This is a genomic window from Lwoffella lincolnii (assembly GCF_002014765.1).
GTDB lineage: Bacteria > Pseudomonadota > Gammaproteobacteria > Pseudomonadales > Moraxellaceae > Psychrobacter > Psychrobacter lincolnii.
Genome location: NZ_MUYT01000011.1, coordinates 1 through 5,856, shown reverse-complemented (window position 1 = coordinate 5,856; position 5,856 = coordinate 1). Strand labels below are relative to the sequence as shown.

The window sequence follows — 5,856 nt, the reverse complement described above, 5'->3', positions numbered from 1 at the left end:
CGCAGTAACTTAACTGGTAAAACGTTTCCAAACACACACTTAAATTAGTTCGTGTCTTTCGACGATCCTAACGGTAGTGCGGTGTGTCGTATACGGGCGAATGCCACGGTCTAAGGTTTACAGTCAGTCTTGACTATCTTGTGGAAGGAATCTCCTCACTTTAGGGAGGGGAGGAAATCAAGTAAGACCCATGCTAAACGGCAAAGGCAACAAACAATGAAGCAGAAAGAAGATACCAAATTTGTGGTTGGGTAGATTTAGGTAATTTTTTAGAACGAAAAGAGTCAATGAATTGGACTAGTTTATGAAATCAGATTTTGCCAATCCGTCATATCACCAAAGCAGTCTTGGCTTTAGTGGTCATCGTCAGCAACAGGGGGTGGCGTTGATTGTCGTGTTGCTGGTGTTGATATTAATCATCAGTATCGGAGCGGTGGCGGTTAGGCGCAGTCAGACTGATCTTAGGCTGGTCAGTAGCAGTCAGATAGATACCTTGCTACTACAAGGGGCTGATGGAGCGAATGCCAAGCTAGAAGATGCCGTCAATCGCCCTGTAACCGATCCCATATATGTCGGTATGGTTAACCGTGATAATGGCATCTTTGGGCATTTTATCAACAATTCCCCCAATGCCGATAATGACCAGATGATTTATTGTTATAACCCAAGACAATTTCAATTAAACACTCAAGTAACCACCATTTTGCGCAATGGTGGGGTGCTGTCTAAATATAACTTTGGTAGATGTAAGCCTGAACAAGCCGATAGCTATCTTAGTGCAAGACAGACTGTAGCTACTCAAGTGCACGTTACCAGAACACCAACAGGCTCACAAGGTCCATTTGAGAGTGTCAGAGAAAAAACCAACTTATCTACCTCAGGTGATGGCGGTGTGGATACCAGAGGTAAGCATCTATTTGACATTCAATCGGTATCGGCAGTTCCAGCCTATGGCAACACAACAACTTGCTATATCAATAATAATACGGCAGATGCGTTAAGCCGTTGTTTGGCATCACGCAGTGTGCCAAATAAACAACTGATGGAGCGAGTTGCCGTAGAACTTGTCAATAATGTTACCCCTTGTACCCAGTTGGGTAAAGGCAATGGGATAATTGCTGCTGGATGTGGCACAGTCGCCGTTCCTTAGGATATAAAATAACCCCCACTGTTGTGCAGGATAATCAATCGGCAATAGACAGTTAGCCAAAAGACGCACAAGGACACTACATAATGAAACTTAAAAACAAACTCGCCAAACCATCAATATCCATGCCAAAAGTGATGTTTAGTCATCTGTTTGTGGCGATGTGGGCGTTATTGGCAAGCAACTCTCTACAAGCCGACGTTGATGTTAAAAATATTGGTGATTTAGAGATTTATCAACAAGCTCAAGGTGGTGAAACCAGCCTGATGATGATGATTGATACGTCAGGTTCGATGGGCATCAGCTCTCTTGTGTTGCCAAAAGACAATAAATACGGCAGCCCTGGTGATGTGGACAAACCGCTTTGCACACATGAAGCAGTTGCACAGAGAGGGATAGATAGCAATCATGATGGCAAAAAGGTATTACAATGGAAATATGATGCCCCACCGACAAAAAAACAAGTTACCGTCATCAATGGCAAAACACACACTTACTATTTACGTGGATGTTATGATAAGAGTAATGGTAATAAAATAGTCTATGACCGCTTATCACGTATGAAAGAGGCATTGATACAACTATTAAGTTCTAAGAGCGTCTCAGATAGCATCATCATGGGATTGGGGCATTATTCTTCTTATACCCCCTTTAAGGTAACGGACACCCAAAACCGCTTGGTAGATAGCCATTCAGGCACAATTTTGGTGGAAGCAAAACCATTAACCCCCGAGCATCGCAATAAACTGATTGAAGCATTAATACAGTTTAAATCGGTCGATGGCTTTACCAATGAAGATGGCACAGCTAACCCTGACAGAAAAGCGTCCAGTAAAAATCAACCAGAAGAATACAAAGCCGCAGGGGGAACACCAACCGCACAAGCTTATGCAGAAGCAGGCGCTGCCATGCTGGGTACCAACACAGGGCATGTTTATAACTATTTACCTAAAGGCGAAAAGGTCAAGTTGATTTATGACGGCAGTTCCACCCACTACAACCACAATATTAATAAACAAATTTACTTTACTTGTAATAAATCTGTGGGTTATGTCGAACATCCTAGACCGGGTGAAGACATCATTGCTTGTATTAATAAATGGGATGGGCAAAATGTCAGCAGTCTTTTGAATATGAAATTTAGTGACTTAATTGGTGGTTGGAGTAAAGTGCCTTATGAACCGCTGGATTTAGAGACGGTTACTGGCTTGGTATGGCTTAACCAATTTAACCACGCTGGTAATGTGAATGGTCAATTTTATGGACAAGACAATGTGGGTGGTCAGTTGGTGCTTTATCGAACCAGCCCCTTTGCCTTAAAAACCAAAGACATTTTGGGTAATTATGGTTGCCCCAGTGGGGAAGATTTTAACCCAAAAAATAATACTTGTTCTAGATATTATAAACACCAAGCTTCTCGTAGGTGGTGGTCTAATAATAGCTGTCATGTAGGAGTACGTGTAGATGGCAAAGATTATAATTTCTTACATCAAGAGAATTATACCAGAGGTACCGTCATATGCCATTATATGAATACCTATCCAGCACCACGACAGGCAACAAAAGTCGCTGATGAAGATGGTTATAACATGGGTGGGTTTGATTATTCAACAAATGCTGCCAAAACTGGCAGTAACTACACCAAAATTGCCAAAAAAGGCGAATGCTCTGCCAACGGCATCTATTTCTTGACCGACGGTGTGCCAAACTCTTCAAGAAAAAGCATCGCAGCCAATGTCATGAACCTGTCATTGGGTGATAAAGGTAATTTTTCATCAACCATCGCTCCAACAGGGCTGACATCACCACCAATCACACAATCTTTATTTGGTGAAGAAACGGGTGCGTGGGAATACATCGGTGAATATGCCAAACGCCTGAATGACCCCACCAAAAACCCTGCTGGCGTGTCGATTAAAACGGCGGTGGCAGGCTTCGGCACTTCTTTTGCAGGCTTAGATTACGACGCTGCCACCAAAAAATATGACTGTAATACCCAAGGTGCATCTCAAGATGCCAAAAATGCCTGTAAATGGGGACAACGAGGTGAAGGCTATGGCGAAGGGGGCTTCTTTTATACCCAAAGTTCACAAGACATCGCTGACAGTATCGTTAACTTTATTTCATCGTTAGATAACACCTTGCCCTCATCACCATCAGGGGTCATCACCGTGCCTAAAGACCCCTTTAAGGCCATCGGTGAGATGCCTTATGCCTTTATGCCCACGGTAGAACCTCGTGTGGGTGGTGGGTCTAACAGCAACATCTGGCCAGGCAACGTCAAAAAATACAACCTGCACAACGGCACGCTACAAGGCAAAAACAACACAAACATATCCACCAATGTGTTTACTGATGTGGCGGGCAACCTTAATGGAGGTACTGCAGATTTATGGGCGAATACCAGCTCTGCCAAACCAGGTGAAAAACATGACTCGGTTACGGTTGGTGGCCTATACAGCAACTTAAAAGCCCCCAATCACCCTAACCCAACTGATAATATCCGCACCCTTTATGTTGAAGACCTAACCGCCAAAGGTCAAACAACCACCACTTTTAAGAAAATTACTGTTGATGGGTTTTGGGGTACAGTAACTGGTCTTGATGACTTGGTAGATACTAACACCTATACCCAAAAGAACAAACTTATGCTATTGCAGTTTTTGGGCTTTGAGAGAGCAGCCTACAAAGAAAATGGCAAGGAAAAATACACCAAAAATCTAAGTGAGATGTATGACATGCCTGATATCAAGATGAAAAACTTGGTATTGAAAAAAACTTCGAACGCCAATAAAGTCTTGGGTGCCTCTATCCACAGTAAGCCCGTCGCCGTCTCTTATGGGGCCAGTCTTGATGATAAAGGGCGTGTGTTGGACACAAACCGTCAAGATTATGTGTTTTTTGGTAGTATGGATGGGGCGTTGCATTTGGTCAATGCCAAAGACCAAGCCAATGGCGGTGGCACAGAAGATGTTGCCATCATTCCTAGAATCATGATGCAAACACAGCCTGAAGCTTTAGTACCCAACTCAACTTACTCTAACGGCCGTGCTCCTGGTGTGCCTAAATTTGGCATAGATGGTCATTGGGTACTTAAAAATAGCTATGATTACGACTACACTACCAAAAAAGCCAAGCCAGCTGACAAGGTTTTGGCATATGGTGGCATGCGTCTGGGCGGCGAGGGGCTGTTGGCATTGGACATCACCGATAAAACCAAACCCAACAAGGCATTTACCAGTCAAAGCAGTGCTTTGATAGATAGCAAGACGCAAGGTTTTGAGCGTATCGGTCATATCTGGAATCAACCAACACTGGCACGTATCAAAAAAAGTGAATCTGACACCAATGGCACCGACGTGATTATCTTTGGTGGTGGCTATGACATGTGCTATGAATATGAAGGTTTTCAACATGGCATAACTGATAGTAATCTAAAAAATTGTTCTAATAAGACCGACATCAAAGGCAACGCCGTCTATATCGTTGACGCCAAATCAGGACAGCTACTGTGGCGTGCATCAAACACAAATGGCAATGGCAATGGAACAAAAATAACAAACTCAGACCTAAAACATAGCATTGTGGCAGGCATTTCTGCCATCGACCGCAACGCTGATGGCATCACTGACCACTTATACTTTGGCGACCTTGGTGGACAGCTGTTCCGTGTGGACTTTAAAGATGGAAACATCACCAGCAGTAGCATCACCAAATTACTAAAAAATGAATACGAAAATACTGCTAACGCCAAATACACACATCGCTTTTATGAAATGCCCGTGGTGAGCATTCATCGCAACCCAACCAGCAATCAATTGTTTGCACTGATTAACATCGTCTCTGGCGACAGAAGCTCACCGTTATCAAAGATGCGTGATAATAACCAATATGCCGATCGTGTCTATGGCATCATTGATACTGACGTGACCAAAATCAACTTGTTTGATACTAACTTTACTAAAACAGTGAAAGACCTAACAAATGATAAACTTGTTGATTTATCGACAGCCATGGGCACTGTGCCATCTACTGGCTATACTGATACCCAACGCATCAATGCGATGCAACCCATGATAAAAGGCACTAAACAAGGCTGGTATTATCCGTTAACACGTTTTGATGGTTGGAGTAACGTTCGTTATGGCAAAGGCGTGGGTAAATCAGACATCTTTGCAAACCACTTATACATCAGCGTTTTTAACCCAGACATGAGCTACTCAAACGCCAATGCTTGTACCGCCAAAATTGCAGGGGGTACAGAACGACAAATGTACTGCCTGCCTTATGGCATATGTATGGATCCTGCTGGCACGTCTGCACAACAAAAGCGATACACCCAATCTAAAAATGGCACAGCAGGTTTTATCCGTGCAGGGCAAGGCTTACAAGAACTTAACTTTGGCCCCATCAGTTCAGACAGAACCGATGCACGTGTGCTGATTAACACCACATCAATAACCGAACAAATCAAAAAACAAAATCGAGTTAATTTTGGTACTGATAATGACAAAAAACTCAGACCACCCAGTGTGGGACTTGGCAACCAAAGTGGCAGTTCTTCACCTAATGATCCGCCGATCATTGGCTTGGATCAAACCAACATCGCCGCCAGTGGCAGTTCTTCTGCTAGCAGTGTTGCAGGCGATGGTACAGGTGAGTTGAGCATCGAAAGCCAACGCTATATGCTACAACCCAGACAATGGTAT

General features: G+C 43.5%; 2 protein-coding genes. Both read left to right on the top strand.

The window, feature by feature from the left end:
• Window positions 1–304: 304 nt before the first annotated feature.
• On the top strand, window positions 305–1,150 hold the full coding sequence (locus tag B0682_RS07710; RefSeq protein ID WP_078307973.1) for a hypothetical protein: 846 nt from the start codon (window positions 305–307) through the stop codon (window positions 1,148–1,150).
• An 83-nt stretch (window positions 1,151–1,233) separates the two neighbouring features.
• Window positions 1,234–5,856 (top strand): PilC/PilY family type IV pilus protein (locus tag B0682_RS07705; RefSeq protein ID WP_078307972.1); only part of this gene is annotated, 4,623 nt, incomplete at its 3' end.